This window comes from Asticcacaulis sp. W401b, from assembly GCF_046503825.1.
GTDB lineage: Bacteria > Pseudomonadota > Alphaproteobacteria > Caulobacterales > Caulobacteraceae > Asticcacaulis.
This window is the reverse complement of the sequence record NZ_JBKFEE010000004.1, coordinates 369,668-386,217: the sequence shown is the minus strand read 5'-3', so window position 1 is coordinate 386,217 and position 16,550 is coordinate 369,668. Positions and strand designations below refer to the sequence as shown.

Below are 16,550 nucleotides of genomic sequence, written 5' to 3'. Positions count from 1 at the left end.
CTGACAATCCGGTTCCCTCTCCCCATATAGGCAACAGGGTTCGCAAAAAAGCCCCTTAACCATAGCTCTCGGTGCGGGGGTGGTTGAGGGCTGGTCTAATCTGTGCATAGATGGCCAAAGCGGTGTGGGTCTGGCCCAAAATCGTACCGGAATGACCTTTTCTTAAGGGTCAAAGGTGCATAGTATCGGTTGAATAGTGCCTCGGCTTTTTCTCCGGAGAGGGAAACGGCCGGCGCAAACGAAGGTGAGAAGCGCTTATGACGAAAGCCGCCAGTGGCGACAGCAAGAGCACCCTCTACTGCTCCTTCTGCGGAAAGAGCCAGCACGAGGTGCGCAAACTCATTGCCGGTCCGACCGTTTTCATCTGTGATGAATGCGTCGAACTGTGCATGGATATCATTCGTGAAGAGCACAAGATCGCCTTCGTGAAATCCAAGGACGGCGTCCCCACGCCGAAGGAAATCCGCGAAGTTCTTGACGATTATGTCATCGGTCAGGCGCAGGCCAAGAAGGTCCTGTCGGTCGCCGTGCACAATCACTACAAGCGCCTGAACCACGCCGCCAAGGGCAATGACGTGGAACTGGCCAAGTCGAACATCATGCTGATCGGGCCGACCGGTTCGGGTAAGACCCTGCTGGCGCAGACCCTGGCCCGCATTATCGACGTGCCGTTCACCATGGCCGATGCCACCACCCTGACCGAAGCCGGTTATGTGGGTGAAGACGTCGAAAACATCATCCTGAAACTGCTTCAGGCCGCCGATTACAATGTCGAACGCGCTCAGCGCGGCATCGTCTATATCGACGAAGTGGACAAGATTTCGCGCAAGTCTGACAACCCCTCCATCACCCGCGACGTGTCGGGCGAAGGCGTGCAGCAGGCCCTGCTCAAGATCATGGAAGGCACCGTCGCCTCCGTGCCGCCGCAGGGCGGGCGCAAGCATCCGCAGCAGGAATTCCTGCAGGTCGATACAACGAACATCCTGTTCATCTGCGGCGGCGCTTTTGCCGGTCTGGAAAAGATCATTTCGGGCCGCGGTAAGGGCACCTCGATCGGCTTTGGTGCCACCGTCAAGGACCCGGAAGAACGCCGTCTGGGCGAAGTCCTGCACCAGGTCGAACCCGATGATCTAATGAAGTTCGGCCTGATCCCGGAATTTATCGGTCGTCTGCCGGTTCTGGCGACGTTGGAAGACCTAGACGAGGCGACTCTGGTCAAGATTCTGACCGAACCGAAGAACGCGCTGGTCAAGCAATATGCCCGCCTGTTCGAGATGGAAAACGTCACCCTGACCTTCACGGACGAGGCCCTTTTTGCCGTCGCCAAGAAGGCCATTGTGCGTAAGACCGGCGCGCGCGGTCTGCGTTCGATCCTCGAAGGCATCCTGCTCGACACCATGTACGAACTGCCCAACATGCAGGGCGTCGAAGAGGTGGTGATCAATGCCGAGGTGGTCGAAGAACGGGCTCAGCCCCTGCTGATCTATGCGGAAAAGCGTGGCGGCGGCGCGGCCTAAGCCTGTGGTGAGTGGCCGATCTGGGCCGTCTCAAAAGGATTACAGATAAAAAAAGAGCGGCTCTGGAAACAGGGCCGTTTTTTTTGTGAAAAAAGGAGAGTTTTTTCCGCTGGCCTGTGAACCAAGGTGGCAAGGGCAGCGTGTGTTTGTCCTTAAAAATTGTAACGATGTTATTGCCTCGTTAACGACTCGGCGACACTCTGTGAACAGTGCGTGCACAGAGTGGCGACGGGAGGGTCGGCCGTGCTTCTTAATAAAACCAATAAAGTCTCCAGCCGGGGCAACGGCGTTACAGCGGAAAACATCCTGAAAGCCGTGGAAACCTCCATGGCGGTTATCGAATTCAAGCCCGACGGGAGCATTATCACCGCCAATGAGAGCTTTCTGTCTGTCGTCGGCTATTCGCTGGCAGAGGTCGCGGGACAGCATCACCGCATGTTCATCGAAGCGGACTACGCACAGTCATAAGATTACCGTCAGTTCTGGGAGGCTTTGCGCGCCGGCAAGCCGCAAAAGGGGGAGTTCAAGCGCCTCAACAAGGCCGGGCGTCAGGTGTGGCTGGAGGCCAGCTATTGCCCGGTCTTTGACGATAGCGGCCGCGTGGCTTCGGTGACGAAGTTCGCCTTCGACATTACCGACAAGAAGAACGAAGTGACGCGCCTTCTGACCATGATCGACGGTATGCCCGTAGCGGTCATGACGGTCGATCCGAAAAACGACTTCAAGATCAACTATCTCAACGAAACTTCCAAAAAAACGCTGAAGTCGATCGAACAGTTCCTGCCCATCAAGGTCGATCAGATGCTGGGCTCCTCCGTCGATGTGTTCCACAAAAATCCGGAACATCAGCGGCGTATGCTGACCACCGACGCCATGCTGCCCTTTTCAACCAAGATCAGGATCGGCCCGGAAGTGCTGCGGCTTCAGATCACGGCGATCAAGGACTCCTTCGGTGCCTATATCGGCCCCATGCTGACCTGGGCGGTGATTACCGCACAGGAGACCGTCGCCAGTGAGGTGACGAGTGTGGCCGATGCCCTTCTGGCCTCCTCGATGTCGATGAGCGATTCGTCTCAGGGCCTGCGTGACGCGGCCGAAAACGCCAGCCAGCAGGCGGCTTCGGCGGCCGCCGGTGCGGAGCAGATGTCGAGCGCCATCCACGAAATCGTGACGCAGGTCACGCGGGTGTCCGACCGCGCGTCGGAAATCGCCTCTCAGGCGCAGTCGATGGATGATCGCGTCAAGGCGCTGGCCGACAATGCCAGTCAGGTGGACTCGGTGGTGGCTCTGATCAAGGACATTGCCGCCCAGACCAATCTGCTGGCGCTCAACGCCACCATCGAAGCGGCGCGCGCGGGCGAGGCGGGCCGAGGCTTCGCCGTCGTGGCTTCCGAAGTCAAGGCGCTGGCCTCACAGACCAGCAAGGCGACGGACGAGATCACCCAGCAGGTGCTGGCCATTCAGACGTCGAGCCACGAAGCGGTGAAGTCGGTCGAAGAAATTTCCAACGCCGTGGCCGAACTGTCGGGCCTGACGACCTCGATGGCCGGCGCGATGGAAGAGCAGGCGGCCACCACCCAGCAGATGTCGAGCAATATCGGCAATGTCTCGCATTCGGCCACGGAAACGGGCACCCTGGCCTCCAGCGTGCAGGAAACCGCATCCGGCCTGTCTGGTCATGCCGAGCGCATGAAAACCAGCATTCAGGGCCTTCTGAAGGCAGGTTAACTTCTGAATTAGCGCGCTTTTTTCCCGAAAAGGGCGTCACAGTTTTGGCTTCGCGCAACTCCGATTTGGAAAGCGCTCCAGCCACTGTGACGCGGGTCACCATCCCTGATCATCCCCGGCTTGTCCGTCCGGCCGGACCTCTTGCGTCCTGTCGTCCTCATCGGATTTGCCGTCCGGGGCCTTGCTCCAGTCATAGGTTTCGCTGGTAAGGTGGCTGAGGAACCAGTCCATGTGCTTGTTCACCTGAAACAGACGGTGGCGGAGTTCAGCGAAATTGTGCGGTTCGCGCGGGGGCGAGATAAAGCTCGGTCTCGACGCCCAGCGTTTTCAAAGCGCGGTAAAGCATGATCGACTGGGTAGGAGGGGGTATAGTCTGCCGCTGCGGTGCTGATCGAGCCGATGCCGAACGGATTGACCGGCACGCAGCCCTTGGCACGTGCGGCGACATCGAGACAAACGATCTGGCCGTCCACCTTCGTTGCCTTCATGGCGTCGACAGGTTTTCATACTGCGCGACTGTTTCAATATCCGGGCGAATTGTCGGGTTTTGCGCAGCAGGTGCATCTCTCTTCGTCGGTGCTTTTGCGCCGACGCAGAAAAACCTGTCATAAACGGCGGTTAAGAGGTGCGCCTTGACGATACTCTGGAGGCGGTCCCGCATGTCTGCGGCCCGGTGCACTCACCCTATGGCCGAAGACTGGGCAGATCTGCGACAGGCGGTGGCGCGCTACGCGCTAAGCCTTTCGCGCCATCGTGACCTTGCCGAGGACATCGCCCAGCAGACCGTGCTCAAGGCGATTGAGTATCAGCAGTCTAACATCGTCATCAGTATGCACGCTCTGGCGTTTCGCATCGCCGGCAATCTGGTGCGGGAGCATTACCGGCGGCAAAAGCCTCTGGCTGACCTTGAAGCTGCCAGCGAACTGGCGTGCAACAACCCGTTGCCAGATCGGGTTGTCGAAGACCGCGCCGAAACCCGCGCCCTTATGCAGGTGCTGAACGCTATGCCACCTTTGCGACGTGACGTGTTTATGCGCCGCCGGGTTGAAGGCCAGAGCTGTCAGGAGATAGGTCGCGCCCTGGGGCTCAACCCCAAGGCTGTCGAAAAGCACATTACCCGAGCGCTGATGGATTTGCAGGTGGCCCGGCAACGCTGGCAGGCCCGGCACGAGGAGGGGGACCAATGATCCACGTAGCGGACTCTGAAACCCCTGAAATGCAGGCAGCATACTGGGTCGCCGTCATGTCTGAACCGGACGTGCCGCCGCATATCGAGCGTCAGTTTGAACTTTGGATGAGCGCCGCTCCCGAACACGCGGGCCTCTATGCCGACTGTCTGGCCGCCTATGACGCCCCGGCCCTGGGTAAGGCCTTGACACAGGTGCGGGCTCAGCCTTGGCGGCCCTGGCTGCCCTATCCGGCCGCAGCCGCGGCGGTGCTGGTCGCCGGGCTGATCGGGTGGGGCGTTTGGAGCCTCAGACCGATATCGACCCAACCGGCACATCTGATGGCGCTGACCACCGGTCCGGGCGAGCACCTGAGCGCACCGTTACCCGATGGGACGCGCATCGAACTGAGCGGCGGCACGGCGTTGAAAATCCGGTATGGGGCGAAGCGTCGCGTCGTCGAGATGCTGCGCGGTGAAGCCTATTTTGACGTGGCCCATGATGCGGCCCGCCCCTTCGTCATCGCCGCGCACCAGACCGAAATCGAGGTCGTGGGGACGGCCTTCAACACGGATCTTCTGCCCGACGGCGCTGAGGTCTCTGTCTATCGCGGTCATGTCCGCGTCCGCGACGAGGGGCGCACCCACGACCTGCATGCCGGAGATCGTTATAACGCCGCGGGCACACCCCCGCTGTCGCATTTCGATGCGTCGGCCGAACCGGACTGGCGATCCGGCTGGTTCGAGGCGGACGCCGTGCCGCTCAGCCGTCTGGTGGAGGAGATCAACCGCTTTTCCAAGGTGCCTGTGCGCCTGCGCCACGCCGCGACAGGCCGGGTGATCGTGTCCGGGCGTTATCACCTGTCAGACCCCGATCTGGTGCTCAAGGCGCTGGAAAACGGCTACGATATCCGCGTCACGCGTACCGGTGACGCGATCCTTCTGGATCGGTGATACAAAACTGACGCGTAAAATACATAATTAATTCATATAATTATTTGTCGGGCCGGGAGTGTCGTTCGCATCTTTCCCTTAAGCGGGCCGTGGGGGCCGCGTGAGTGGAGAGATAAGGTGAAGACGAAACTGAAACTGATCTGCGGCCTGTCGGTGGTGGCTTTGGGGGTATTTGGCGCGCTGGTGCCGGCTGAAGGTCTGGCTCAGCCCGCCGCGCGGGCGGCGCAGACCTTTACTATCAAGTCCAAGGCCCTGTCGGGCGCGCTCAATGATTTTTCGCGTCAGTCGGGCCTTCAGGTCGTGGCCGATCCGACGCTGCTGAAGGGTAAGACGAGCAGGGCCGTCGCCGGGACTCTGACGCCGCGCGCTGCATTGGACGCACTGCTGGCCGGGACGGGCCTGAGCGCCGATATCCGCGACGGTTCGGTCATTCTGCGCAAGGCCGCATCAACGGTTCCGGCCCCTGCGCCGGTCGCGGCTATCGACGAAGCTCCCGAAACCATCGTGGTGCGTGGCTATCGCAAAGCCATGCTCGACTCGCTGGAAGACAAGCGTCGTAACAAGAACGTCTCCGATCGCGTCAGCGCCGATGACATGGGCCGTCTGCCGGTTGAAAACGTCGCCGAAGCCCTGGCCAAGGTGCCAGGCGTCAATGCCGTGCGTGACGCGCGTACCGGTGAAGGCGACCGCATCACGGTGCGTGGCCTTTCGACCGAACTGAACAACTACACCATGAACGGCGTCAAGATGTCGGGAGCCGGGTCGCGCGATGAGCAGTTCTATCGCGGCGTCCGCCTTAGCTTCCTGCCGCCTGAAGGCATTGCGGGCATCACGGTGCACAAGACCCTCCTGCCCAATATGGACGGCGACGCCCTGGGCGGCACGGTGGAAATCGACACCCCTACGGCTTTCAATGTGAAGCCTCTGTTCTTCGGTCTGTCGGTGCAGGGTGCGGTGATGGACAAGTTCGAAAACCCGACATCAGGCAAGGCTGCCGTCTCTTTTGGGCGTCAGTTCTCTGATCGTCTGGGCCTGTTTGTCACCGCCTCCTACGCCAAGCGCAAGACGCAGTTCGAGGAGAATGGCGGCGACGGCGACTCTCAGCCACGCACCTGGTACTCAAACTCAGAGACGCTGGACGCCAATCTCAATGATTTCGTCTTCCGCGGCATGCAGATTGCCACCGGGCATACCGAAATCGAGCGCAAGGGCATCAATTCCTCGCTCGACTGGCGTGGCACCGATCACGACTTCCACCTGCGCGGCACCTATAACGAATATAAGGAAAAGGAATTTTCCACGCGCCTGAACTTCCGTAACGACACGAGCAAATTCTCGACGCGCCTGTCGCAGGTCAACAAGGCCGACAAGACGCTGAAAACGCCGGACCAGATGATCATTGGCTCGGACAGCCGCGGTAACATCTATGGCTATACGACGGCGCAGATCGTGGACCGGGACAAGGACGGCGTGATCACCGACAAGGACAAGTCCACCAAGTCGCTCTATTCGCTCGACGGCGCATCTGGCGTGTGGGACCCGCAAGGCTTCCGCCTGCGCCGCTTCTGGGAAGGCAGCTATTCCACCGGCCTGCTGTCTTCGCTGAATTTCGGCGGCAAGAGCCGTTTCGGCAAACTCACCCTCGACTATGACCTTTCCACCTCGCAATCGGAGGATCAGGCCGATGGTGAGTACGAACTGGAATTTCGTTCGGACATGTATCACTGGCTCGGCAATAACGGGGTCAGCGTCGATAACAGCGCGGATTCGCGCTATCCCAAGTGGGGGCTCAATGCCGCCGGCCTGAAGGCGGTGCAGGACCCGTCCAACTATGCCTTCTCAGGGCTCGAAGCCGGGGTGTCTTCGGTCAAGGAAGACCTGAAACAGGCGCAGATCAACCTGACCTATGAATTCGATCACCCCTATTTGCGCACAGTGAAGGGCGGGGCCAAGATTTACAAGTCTGAGCGCACCAAGTTCGAAGGCTCTTTCCTCAACCTCGACAATGATGGGACTCTGGCGGATTTTGCTGCCTTCTACGGCAAGCCGGTCGATAGCCTGTTCGATGGGCAGTACAGCGGGGATTATCGCCTCGGCATCGTGCTGGACGACGACAAGATGCTGGCCGAACTGGGCCGCGCCACAGCGGGCACCTCGACCTTTTTCAAAGGCGATGCCCTGACCCCGGATGAGGCGACCATCTCAGACGAAGACAGCTTTGGCTTTGATGAAAAGGTTAGCGCCGCCTACGTCATGGCGGAGGCCCAGTTTGGCAAGCTGAACCTGATCAGTGGTGTGCGCGTCGAAAAGACCGAGAACCTCGTCCGCGCCTGGATGATGGACCCGAAGCGCGGCAACCAGTATTCGGCCACCGAAAGCGAATTCACCAACGTCCTGCCGTCGATCCACGCCAATTATCGCGTGCGTCCCGACGTCATATTGCGCGGTGCCATCTGGACCAGCTTCGCGCGTCCGGACATCGCCCGCATGAGTTCCGCCGAAGAATACAGCTACAACACCGATCCGGACGGTAACGGCAAGCAGAACCCTGTCGCCGAGTGGCTGCTGGTGGCTATCGAAAAGGGCAATCCAGATCTGAAACCGATGAAGGCGACGAACTTAGACCTGTCGCTGGAATGGTATAACGGCAAGACGGGTGCCTATTCGGTGGCAGCCTATTACAAGGATATCCGCAACTTCCTGTTCCGCTCGTCCTCGTCCAATATCCGTAACGGCACGGCCGGCGAAAACGAAGACCCGAACGGCGTCCTGATCACCATGGCCAATAATGGCAAAAAGGCCAGGGTGCAGGGTGTGGAACTGAGCGCTCGTCAGGTCTTTTACTGGCTGCCATCGCCTTTCGATGGTCTGGGCGTAGCGTTTAACGGCACCTTCCAGACCTCTGAGGCGGTGACCGGCATCAACTGGCACCCGGATGGCTACAAGTTGCCGCTGATGGAGACGCCGGAGCGGGTCTATAATCTGGAGCTGTTTTACGAAAAATACGGCTGGGAGGCCTATCTGGCCGTCAACCATCAGTCGGAAATGCTCGACGGCATTCAGGATTTCGGCAACAACCCCTACCAGCAGGACTATACCTTCGTGGACCTGAACCTGCGCAAGGACATCACGAAGAACGCCAAGCTGAGCCTCAACGTCCAGAACATGTTCGACGAACATACCTACTGGCTGTCCTACGGTCCGACCGAGGCGTCTTCGCGCGCCTTCGTCAAGAATGGCCGTACCGTCTCGCTCAGCTTCTACTGGCTCTACTGAACCTGAAACCCGCAGACCTCTCGGGTGGAGAGGTCTGCCTGTTATCTCAAGGAAAACCCATGCGATTGTCTTTGATCGCGGCCGTGTCGTGGCTGGCTCTTGTGGCCGTGGCCTCCGCACAGATCCCTGCGCCTGAACCGTTGACTGCCGCCACCGTTCAGCCTGAGCGCATCATTCTCAACCTGACGGCGGACCCGCAGCATGAAATGGCCATCACCTGGCGTCAGGCGGCGAACAGCCCGCCGGGCTGGGTGCAGTATGCCGTTTCCGAAGCGGGCCCTGACTTTCAGACCCGCACCACCGAGGTCGCGGCTAAAACCGAGACCCTGACCCTTGATGTGCAGGAACAGGCGGGGTTTCAGGCCACCTATAATTCCGTCGTGCTCAAAGGGCTGAAGCCTTCGACGCGCTACGTCTATCGCGTTGGCGATGGCACGCACTGGTCGGAATGGTTCCAGTTTTCGACCGCTGGCAAACCGGGTGAAAAGTTCAGCTTCATCTATCTGGGCGACGCCCAGAACAATGTGCTGGAGCACTGGTCGCGCGTCCTGCGTGAAGCGTTGCGCGAAGATGGTAAGGCGGCCTTCATGCTGCACGCCGGGGACCTGATCAATCGTCACAGCGCGGACAAGGAGTGGGGCGAATGGTTCGCCGCCGGCGGCTTTATCCACGCCCAGACGCCTTCGATCATGACGCCGGGCAACCACGAATATGGTCGCCCCGTTGACGACACCGGCGCGCGCCTGTCGCCGCAGTGGCGAGCGCAATATACCCTACCCGAAAACGGCCCGGAAGGACGCGCCAAGCTGAAGGAAACCGCCTTTTACGTCGATTATCAGGGGGTGCGCCTTATCTCGGTTGATGCCCCACTGCTGCATGGGGATGAGGCTGAACGCGCGGCGCAGGTGGCGTGGCTGGACAATATTCTGGCGCACAATCCGAACCGCTGGACTATAATCAGCCTGCACTTCCCGCTCTATTCGTCAGAACCGGAACGCGATAATCCGCGGGTGCGCGAAGCGCTCAAGCCCCTGATCGACAAGTATAAGGTCGATCTCCTGCTGCAGGGGCACGACCACGGCTACGCCAGAGGGGCCGCTCCGACGCCCAAAGGGGAGGCGCGTCCAGATGACGACGCCACCATCTATGTCGTATCGGTCGCGGGTCCCAAAATGTACGCCGTCTCCGACCTCGCCTGGGCCGATCGCAAGGCGTCACGTACCCAACTGTTCCAGTTGCTGAGCGTCGAAGGCGATCGCCTGACCTATAAGGCCTACACTGCCAATGGCGTGCTTTACGACGCCTTCGCGCTTCAAAAGGACAAGGCGGGTCGCAAAACCCGTGTTGAGATGAAACCGGGGACGCCGGAACTCTGGGCGCCGGGCAAGGAGAAAAAGGCAAACGGCGATCTGGCGCAGTGAGGCCTGTGAAGACTCCGCGGGGCGGGTTTGCGACCTTTAAATCGCTTAATGCTTTTGGTGATTGTAAATAATTTTCAATATATCTGAGGCTTATAAGGAGTATTTCACAAGTGTCTTTGGTGCGTCAGGCCGTTATTGAGTCGTTGCCCTTGTATATGTGACACAAGGTGCTGACGACAGTTTTGGCGGCAGGGTCGCTGAGGGCGTAGTAGATGGTCTGGCCGTCGCGACGCGTGGCGACCAGATCTTCGGCCCGCATCTTGGCCAGATGCTGCGATGTACCCGCGATTGACTGCCCCAGATGCTCCGCCAGATCGGAGACACTGGCTTCGCCCTCAAACAGCCGGCACAGGATCATCAGGCGATGTTCGCTGGCCAGCAGTTTGAGCAGGCGCGTCGCCCGCTGCACATTGGGTTGCAGGCTTTGCATATCAGACGCGCTGCTGGTCATGTTTCACGCGGTTGAGACATATCGTCCTTGAAGACGATATAGATGGCAGGAATAACCAATACGGTCAGAAGCGTCGAGGACAAAAGCCCGAACAGCAGCGAGATGGCCAGCCCCTGAAAGATGGGGTCAAACAGGATGACGCTGGCCCCGATCATGGCCGCCAGCGCCGTCAGCAGGATGGGCTTGAAGCGCGTGGCTCCGGCCTCCAGCAGCACCTCGCGCAGGGGGCGTTTGTGGCCATCCGTGTCGATTTCGGCATGGCGGATGAAATCGACCAGCAGGATCGAATTGCGCACGATAATCCCGGCCAGAGCGATAAACCCGATCATCGAGGTGGCGGAAAATGGCGCGCCAAACAGCAGGTGCCCGATGACAATACCAATCAGCGTCAGGGGCACCGGCGTCAGAATGACCAGCGGCAGGCGGAAGTTTTTGAACTGCGCCACCACCAGAATATAGATGCCCAGAAGCGCCACTCCAAAGGCCGCGCCCATGTCACGGAAGGTGACCCAGGTGATCTCCCATTCGCCGTCCCACAACACGGTGGGACGGGTTTCGTCTTCGGGTTGACCATTGAGGCGGATCACCGGCTTGGGCAGGTTCCCCCAATCGGCGGCATTGATGGCGTCATTGACGGCACTGAGGCCATAGATAGGCGCCTCATACCGTCCGGCCAGCTCGGCCATGATCATGTCGGCATCACGTCCGTCGCGGCGGAAATAGGCGGTCGAGCCCTGTCCGCGTTCAAAGGCGGCGATCTCATTCAGCGCCACCAGTCGTCCGCCAGAGGTGGCCACGGGCATGGACGCAAGGGTTTCGCTGACATAGCGCGCATTCTGCGGCAGGCGGAGCGCGATCTCCAGCGGTTCGCGACCTTCGCCGCTGCGCCCGGCCTGCTGGGCATAGCCCAGAACCTGCCCGTTCATCAGCGTATTGACCGAGGCATAAAGTTCGCCTTCCGACACGCTGAGGCTTTCCAGGCGGGCACGATCAGGCACGACGTTCAGCGTCGGACGCGGCAGACCATAGGAATCGTCCACATCGACGATGAAGTCGATGTCCTTGAAGATGGCCTTGACCTTTTCGGCCACGGCGCGGCGCGTGGCGGCATCCGGCCCGTAGATTTCAGCCAGCAGGGTGGCCATGACCGGCGGCCCCGGCGGCGCCTCGACCACCTTCAACACCCCACCCGCGGGCAGGGCCACGGCTTTCAGCCTCTGGCGCAGGTCCAGCGCAATGGTATGGCTGGCGCGCGAACGCTCGCCCTTGGGAGCCAGCAGCACATTGAGATCGCCCTGTTCCGGACGGCTGCGCAGATAGTAGTGACGCACCAGCCCGTTGAAGTTGAACGGCGTGGCGGTCCCGGCATAGGCGTCGATGGCTTCAACCTCTTTCAAACCGGCGCTCACCCGCGCGGCCTCGGCCAGCACGCGCTGCGTCATCTCCAGTGATGTGCCTTCGGGCAGGTCGGCAATGACCTGAAGCTCCGACTTGTTGTCGAAGGGCAGTAATTTGACCGTCACCACCTTGAAGCCGAACAGGCTCATCGACACGAGCGTGGCGGCCCCGACCAGCAACAGGAAGGTCCAGGCCGTCTTTTTCGTGGCGATGACCTTCGACGCCACACGGCGATAGAGAAGACCAATAAAGCCTTCGTGGTCGTGGGAATGGTCGTCGCTCAGCGTCTTGCGCGCAAAGCGGATCATCAGCCACGGCGCAAGGATTACTGCGACAAAGAACGAGAAGACCATGGCCGCCGAGGCATTGACCGGGATGGGGGCCATGTAGGGGCCCATCAGGCCGGAGACGAATAGCATGGGCAGCAGCGCCGCCACCACGGTCAGGGTGGCGACAATGGTCGGGTTGCCGACCTCGGCCACGGCTTCGATGGTGGCCTGAGCGCGGCTTCGCCCATCGGGTTTCCCCACATCCGGCATACCCCAATGCCTTGCGATGTTTTCGATCATCACGATGGCATCATCGACCAGAATGCCGATCGAGAAGATCAGGGCGAACAGGCTGACCCGGTTAATGGTGAAGCCCATCAGGTTCGAGGCGAACAGCGTCAAAAGGATGGTGGTCGGGATCACCACGGCGGTGACCGCGGCTTCGCGCCAGCCGATGGCAAAGCCAATCAGCACCACGATCGAAGCGGTAGCCAGTCCCAGATGGAACAGCAGTTCATTGGCCTTTTCATTGGCCGTTTCGCCGTAGTCGCGCGTAATCGACGCCTCAACCCCCGACGGGATCAGCGTGCCTTTGAGCGCCTCGAGTCGCTTATGGATGGCCTCGGAGACGATGACCGCATTGGCCCCCTGACGCTTGGCGATGGCCAGTGAGACGGCAGGCGCGGCCTCAATACCCTGCGCCGTCTGGCGATAGCGGGTTACCCGCGCCTGATCCTCGCGCGGGGCCTGCACGATAGTGGTGACGTCGCGCACCAGCACCGGCCGACCGCTGACCGAGGTCACGGTGATCTGTCCCACGTCGAAGACGCTGTTAAGCGAGCGCCCGGCCTTGAGGTCGAGCGTCTGGCCTCCGTCGCGCACCACGCCGGCGGGCAGGGTCTGGTTGGCCGCTGAAATCGCCTGGGTGAGTGCGGTCAGGGACACGCCGTGCAGGCTCATGCGCGCTGGGTCCGGCTCGATGCGGATTTCTTCCGGGCGACCGCCGGTGAGGAAGGTCAGGCCGACATTGTCCACCTTGGCCAGTTCGCTGCGCAGCTTGAGCGCCAGTCCGTACAGCGCCACATCGTCAATGCGCGCTCCGGCACCGGCGGTGGGCGACAGGGTAATGATCATCGACGGCACGTCATTGATGCCGCGCGTCGAAATAAGCGGTTCGGGGATGCCCTTTGGCATCTTGTCGGCATTGGCCCGCAGCTTTTCATGGATGCGCACGGCGGCGGAATCGGGATCGGTCCCCACCTTGAAACGCGCCGTCACCATCACCGCATCGTCTTCGATAAAGCTATAGACGTGATCGACGCCGTTGATGCTTTTGACAAGGGTTTCGAGTGGCCTGGCGATCAGTTCCTTGGCGTCATTGACCTTCAGCCCGGCCGCCGCCACCTGAATATCGACCATGGGCACCGAAATCTGCGGCTCCTCCTCGCGCGGGATGGACATGACCGCCATCAGGCCGACAAACACGGCCACCAGCAGGGCCAGAGGGGTGAGGGGGGAGTTCAGCGTCGCCTGCGTCAGGCGGCCCGACAGTCCTGATTTGGCGTCGCTCATTTCGCCGCTCCATAGGGGGCCAGTGTGTCCCCGTCCTTGAGCCCGCTGAGGATTTCGACCTGTCCGGCTGAAAGCGGCGCGGTCTGCACCGGTATCTCGCTGAAGGTGCGGTCAGGGGCGACCAGACGCACATAGTCGAGGCCGTAGCGCGTGGCGACATAGGCGGCCGGCACCCGAATGCCCCGCCGTTTACCGAGGCTGAGCGAGGTAATGACGCGCTCACCCACCAGAACCTGATCGAGCCCTGCCGGAGTGACATCGGCAATGACCTGCCCCTTATCGACCGCCGGATAGATCTGGCTGAGCGTGCCCGAAGCGGTGAGGCCATTGGCCTCCAGTTGCACGCCTTGCCCCACACTGAGGGCGCGCGCCTGCGGTTCGGGCAGTTGCAGGCGCACAACGCGCGGCCCGGCGGTTACCGTCGCCACCGACTGACCGGCCATGACCACGGCCCCGGCGGGGATTTCGGCCTTTACCACCACGCCAGAGGCCGGGGCGCGAATGACGCCCTGTCCGGCCAGTTCACCCGCCGCCGCGCGCTGCGCCTGCGCCGCCTTCCAGGCCGATTCCGCCTGCTCCAGCCGGGCCTTGGCGTAGATGCCCTTGTCATACAGCGTCTTGATGCGTTTGTAGTCGGCCTCCGCCTGAAGCGCGGTCGCCGTATAGGCGCTGGCTTCGAAATTCAGCCTCTGGTCCTTGACCACGCCGATGACCTGTCCCTTGGCGACGGTGTCGCCTTCGCGCACATTCAGGGTGATCAGCACGCCGGGAATCCGCGCCACGGCCTCGCCCATATCGCGCGTCGTCAGCGTAGCCGACAGACGCTTGATATCGTCGATATCCGTCGTGGCGACGGTCAGCAGGTCGCCGGCGGCCGTTTGCGGCGCGGCGCGCTCGACCGGCTTTTTGTCGTGCCCGTCTGAGCAGGCGCTAAGACTGGCAAAAGCGAGAGCCGTCAGGGCCGATGCGGCGAACAGGCGAAGGAAGGGGCGGGGCATGGCCATAGCCTTTCTCAGCGAACCGTGGGCAGGCCTGCGGCCTTCCACGCATTAATGCCGCCCTGAAGGTGATGATCGACCTGAGCGCCAAAGTCGCGGCAGGCCTTGACGCCCTGCGCCGAGCGCCCGCCGGCCAGACACTGCATGACCACGGTACGCTCACCGGCCCCGGCAGTGACCGTGGCAAGCGCCTCAGACGACAGGCTCGACAGCGGCAGGTTGATGGCGCCCTTGATGTGTTCGGCGCGAAACTCCGAGGGCTCACGCACATCAATCAGTAAGAGGGTCTTCGTCTGAAGCCCTTTATGCACCTCGGCCGGGGTCAGGTTGGTGATGGGGGTTTGCGGTTTGAACAGTCCGAACATGGGGCCTCAAAAAAGCGCTTGAAGTTTCTATATTGCATATTCAAGATAATATGCAATTAAAAACAAGTCCACTGTTTTTAATGCGCCTCCGCCGGAGCGGGCGGGCGGTAAACCGGGTGGACACCAGGGAGGTCAGTCATGGCCACTACAGGACAAAAGCCGCGCATCGTGATTCTGGGCGCGGGGTTGGGCGGGACGATTGCCGCCTTTGAGATCAAAGACGCCGTCGGCAGCAAGGCCGATGTCACCGTCGTCAATAAGGGCGACACCTTCCATTTTGTACCGTCAAACCCGTGGGTTGCCGTCAAATGGCGCACGCGCGAAGCTATTGAAGTCAATCTGACCAACATCTTCCGGCGCAAGGGGATCGAATTCTTTACCTGCGGGGCGAAGGCCATCTATCCCAAAGACAACAAGATCACGCTTTCGACGGAAATGGAGCTGTTCTACGACTATCTGGTCATTGCGACAGGACCGGAACTGGCCTTTGACGAAATCGAAGGCTTTGGTCCGGAGCATTTCACCCAATCGGTCTGTCACGTCGATCATGCCTTGGCGGCATCAGATGTGTTTGAGGCCTTTGCCAGGGACCCGAAGCCCATCGTGGTCGGAGCCGTGCAGGGGGCCTCGTGCTTCGGTCCTGCCTATGAGTTTGCTCTCATCCTCGATACGGAACTGCGCAAACGCAAGGTGCGCGACAAGGTGCCGATGACCTTTGTGACCTCCGAACCCTATGTCGGGCATCTGGGGCTGGATGGTGTGGGGGATACAAAGGGTCTGCTGGAAAGTGAACTGCGCCAGCGCCACATCAAATGGATCACCAATGCCAGGGTCGAAAAGGTCGAGGCCGGTCTGATGCACGTCGAAGAGGTCAATGAAGACGGCTCAACTAAGGGGAATCATCAGTTGCCCTTCGGTTTTTCGATGATGCTGCCGGCCTTCCGGGGCGTTGAGGCCGTGCGCGGGCACGAAGGCCTGACCAACCCGCGCGGGTTTATTCTCGTGGACAAGCATCAGCGCAATCCGACCTATCCCAATATCTTTGCGCTGGGGGTCTGCGTTGCCATCGCGCCCACGGGTAAGACCCCGGTGCCGGTAGGCGTGCCCAAGACCGGGTTCATGATCGAGTCCATGGTCACGGCCATTGCGCACAATTTCAAGCTGATACTGGCGGGCAAGGCCCCGACGCACGAAGCGACCTGGAATGCCATCTGTCTGGCTGACTTTGGCGATGGCGGCGTGGCGTTTTTCGCACAGCCGCAGATTCCACCGCGTAACATCAACTGGTCGGCATCCGGCAAATGGGTGCATCTGGCCAAGGTCGGCTTTGAAAAATACTTCATTGGCAAGGTGAAGTCCGGCAAGTCCGAACCCTTCTATGAAAAGCTCGCGCTCGATCTGATCGGCGCCCACAAGATCAAACCTTAAGGAGAAAT

14 protein-coding genes and 1 pseudogene are annotated in these 16,550 nt (G+C 60.6%); 8 read left to right on the top strand and 7 right to left on the bottom strand.

What is annotated here, in order from left to right:
• Positions 1-257: 257 nt before the first annotated feature.
• The 3 genes and pseudogenes from clpX to ACK8OE_RS11660 all read left to right on the top strand — a co-directional run bounded on the left by clpX (position 258) and on the right by ACK8OE_RS11660 (position 3,245).
• Entirely contained in the window at positions 258-1,517 is a 1,260-nt protein-coding gene (clpX, locus tag ACK8OE_RS11670; protein WP_013480180.1) for an ATP-dependent Clp protease ATP-binding subunit ClpX, read from the top strand.
• Between the two features lie 213 nt (positions 1,518-1,730).
• A pseudogene (locus ACK8OE_RS11665) lies at positions 1,731-2,162 on the top strand (PAS domain-containing protein); the annotation flags it as partial.
• 24 nt (positions 2,163-2,186) lie between these two features.
• Positions 2,187-3,245, top strand: a complete 1,059-nt coding sequence (locus ACK8OE_RS11660) for a methyl-accepting chemotaxis protein (protein ID WP_410272692.1) — start codon at positions 2,187-2,189, stop codon at positions 3,243-3,245.
• Positions 3,246-3,341: 96 nt separating this feature from the next.
• Here ACK8OE_RS11660 and ACK8OE_RS11655 read toward each other — a convergent pair whose 3' ends face one another.
• Genes ACK8OE_RS11655 through ACK8OE_RS11645 form a run of 3 tightly spaced genes read right to left on the bottom strand, consistent with a single transcriptional unit; the run spans position 3,342 to position 3,906 of the window.
• On the bottom strand, positions 3,342-3,476 hold the full coding sequence (locus ACK8OE_RS11655; protein ID WP_410272637.1) for a hypothetical protein: 135 nt from the start codon (positions 3,474-3,476) through the stop codon (positions 3,342-3,344).
• 8 nt (positions 3,477-3,484) lie between these two features.
• The gene (locus ACK8OE_RS11650) at positions 3,485-3,733 is read right to left on the bottom strand and encodes a hypothetical protein (protein WP_410272636.1); all 249 of its coding nucleotides are present in this window, start codon (positions 3,731-3,733) and stop codon (positions 3,485-3,487) included.
• The gene (locus ACK8OE_RS11645; protein ID WP_410272635.1) at positions 3,730-3,906 is read right to left on the bottom strand and encodes a hypothetical protein; all 177 of its coding nucleotides are present in this window, start codon (positions 3,904-3,906) and stop codon (positions 3,730-3,732) included. Before ACK8OE_RS11645 ends, ACK8OE_RS11650 begins: the two co-directional genes overlap by 4 nt.
• Between ACK8OE_RS11645 and ACK8OE_RS11640 the strand changes: the two genes are divergently transcribed.
• The 4 genes from ACK8OE_RS11640 to ACK8OE_RS11625 all read left to right on the top strand — a co-directional run bounded on the left by ACK8OE_RS11640 (position 3,905) and on the right by ACK8OE_RS11625 (position 10,061).
• The gene (locus ACK8OE_RS11640) at positions 3,905-4,432 is read left to right on the top strand and encodes an RNA polymerase sigma factor (protein WP_410272634.1); all 528 of its coding nucleotides are present in this window, start codon (positions 3,905-3,907) and stop codon (positions 4,430-4,432) included. The two genes, ACK8OE_RS11645 and ACK8OE_RS11640, sit on opposite strands and share 2 nt — an antisense overlap.
• Positions 4,429-5,364 carry a FecR family protein gene (locus ACK8OE_RS11635; protein WP_410272633.1) on the top strand — a complete coding sequence of 312 codons (936 nt, stop codon included), beginning with the start codon at positions 4,429-4,431 and terminating at the stop codon, positions 5,362-5,364. Before ACK8OE_RS11640 ends, ACK8OE_RS11635 begins: the two co-directional genes overlap by 4 nt.
• A gap of 117 nt (positions 5,365-5,481) precedes the next feature.
• On the top strand, positions 5,482-8,640 hold the full coding sequence (locus ACK8OE_RS11630; RefSeq protein ID WP_410272632.1) for a TonB-dependent receptor: 3,159 nt from the start codon (positions 5,482-5,484) through the stop codon (positions 8,638-8,640).
• 59 nt (positions 8,641-8,699) lie between these two features.
• A complete protein-coding gene (locus ACK8OE_RS11625) occupies positions 8,700-10,061 on the top strand; it encodes a fibronectin type III domain-containing protein (protein ID WP_410272631.1) in 1,362 nt (453 codons plus the stop codon).
• Positions 10,062-10,185: 124 nt separating this feature from the next.
• Here ACK8OE_RS11625 and ACK8OE_RS11620 read toward each other — a convergent pair whose 3' ends face one another.
• The 4 genes from ACK8OE_RS11620 to ACK8OE_RS11605 are packed head-to-tail and all read right to left on the bottom strand — an operon-like array spanning position 10,186 to position 15,114.
• A complete protein-coding gene (locus ACK8OE_RS11620; RefSeq protein ID WP_290792613.1) occupies positions 10,186-10,512 on the bottom strand; it encodes an ArsR/SmtB family transcription factor in 327 nt (108 codons plus the stop codon).
• Entirely contained in the window at positions 10,509-13,751 is a 3,243-nt protein-coding gene (locus ACK8OE_RS11615; RefSeq protein WP_410272630.1) for an efflux RND transporter permease subunit, read from the bottom strand. Before ACK8OE_RS11615 ends, ACK8OE_RS11620 begins: the two co-directional genes overlap by 4 nt.
• On the bottom strand, positions 13,748-14,749 hold the full coding sequence (locus tag ACK8OE_RS11610; protein ID WP_410272629.1) for an efflux RND transporter periplasmic adaptor subunit: 1,002 nt from the start codon (positions 14,747-14,749) through the stop codon (positions 13,748-13,750). Before ACK8OE_RS11610 ends, ACK8OE_RS11615 begins: the two co-directional genes overlap by 4 nt.
• Positions 14,750-14,763: 14 nt before the next feature.
• Positions 14,764-15,114: a rhodanese-like domain-containing protein gene (locus tag ACK8OE_RS11605; protein ID WP_290792604.1), complete on the bottom strand. Its 351-nt coding sequence runs from the start codon at positions 15,112-15,114 to the stop codon at positions 14,764-14,766.
• A 138-nt stretch (positions 15,115-15,252) separates the two neighbouring features.
• Here ACK8OE_RS11605 and ACK8OE_RS11600 point away from each other — a divergent pair, with 138 nt between their 5' ends.
• Complete coding sequence (locus ACK8OE_RS11600) at positions 15,253-16,542, top strand: NAD(P)/FAD-dependent oxidoreductase (protein WP_410272628.1); 1,290 nt, start codon at positions 15,253-15,255, stop codon at positions 16,540-16,542.
• The last annotated feature ends 8 nt before the right edge of the window (positions 16,543-16,550 follow it).

What these genes read in the sequence shown, in the direction of transcription:
- ACK8OE_RS11620 (WP_290792613.1), bottom strand. Translation starts at nt 10,512, where the DNA reads ATGACCAGCAGCGCGTCTGATATGCAAAGCCTGCAACCCAATGTGCAG.
- ACK8OE_RS11650 (WP_410272636.1), bottom strand. Translation starts at nt 3,733, where the DNA reads ATGAAGGCAACGAAGGTGGACGGCCAGATCGTTTGTCTCGATGTCGCC.
- ACK8OE_RS11610 (WP_410272629.1), bottom strand. Translation starts at nt 14,749, where the DNA reads ATGCCCCGCCCCTTCCTTCGCCTGTTCGCCGCATCGGCCCTGACGGCT.
- ACK8OE_RS11600 (WP_410272628.1), top strand. Translation starts at nt 15,253, where the DNA reads ATGGCCACTACAGGACAAAAGCCGCGCATCGTGATTCTGGGCGCGGGG.
- clpX (WP_013480180.1), top strand. Translation starts at nt 258, where the DNA reads ATGACGAAAGCCGCCAGTGGCGACAGCAAGAGCACCCTCTACTGCTCC.
- ACK8OE_RS11660 (WP_410272692.1), top strand. Translation starts at nt 2,187, where the DNA reads ATGATCGACGGTATGCCCGTAGCGGTCATGACGGTCGATCCGAAAAAC.
- ACK8OE_RS11605 (WP_290792604.1), bottom strand. Translation starts at nt 15,114, where the DNA reads ATGTTCGGACTGTTCAAACCGCAAACCCCCATCACCAACCTGACCCCG.
- ACK8OE_RS11640 (WP_410272634.1), top strand. Translation starts at nt 3,905, where the DNA reads ATGTCTGCGGCCCGGTGCACTCACCCTATGGCCGAAGACTGGGCAGAT.
- ACK8OE_RS11615 (WP_410272630.1), bottom strand. Translation starts at nt 13,751, where the DNA reads ATGAGCGACGCCAAATCAGGACTGTCGGGCCGCCTGACGCAGGCGACG.
- ACK8OE_RS11655 (WP_410272637.1), bottom strand. Translation starts at nt 3,476, where the DNA reads ATGGACTGGTTCCTCAGCCACCTTACCAGCGAAACCTATGACTGGAGC.
- ACK8OE_RS11645 (WP_410272635.1), bottom strand. Translation starts at nt 3,906, where the DNA reads ATGCGGGACCGCCTCCAGAGTATCGTCAAGGCGCACCTCTTAACCGCC.
- ACK8OE_RS11635 (WP_410272633.1), top strand. Translation starts at nt 4,429, where the DNA reads ATGATCCACGTAGCGGACTCTGAAACCCCTGAAATGCAGGCAGCATAC.
- ACK8OE_RS11625 (WP_410272631.1), top strand. Translation starts at nt 8,700, where the DNA reads ATGCGATTGTCTTTGATCGCGGCCGTGTCGTGGCTGGCTCTTGTGGCC.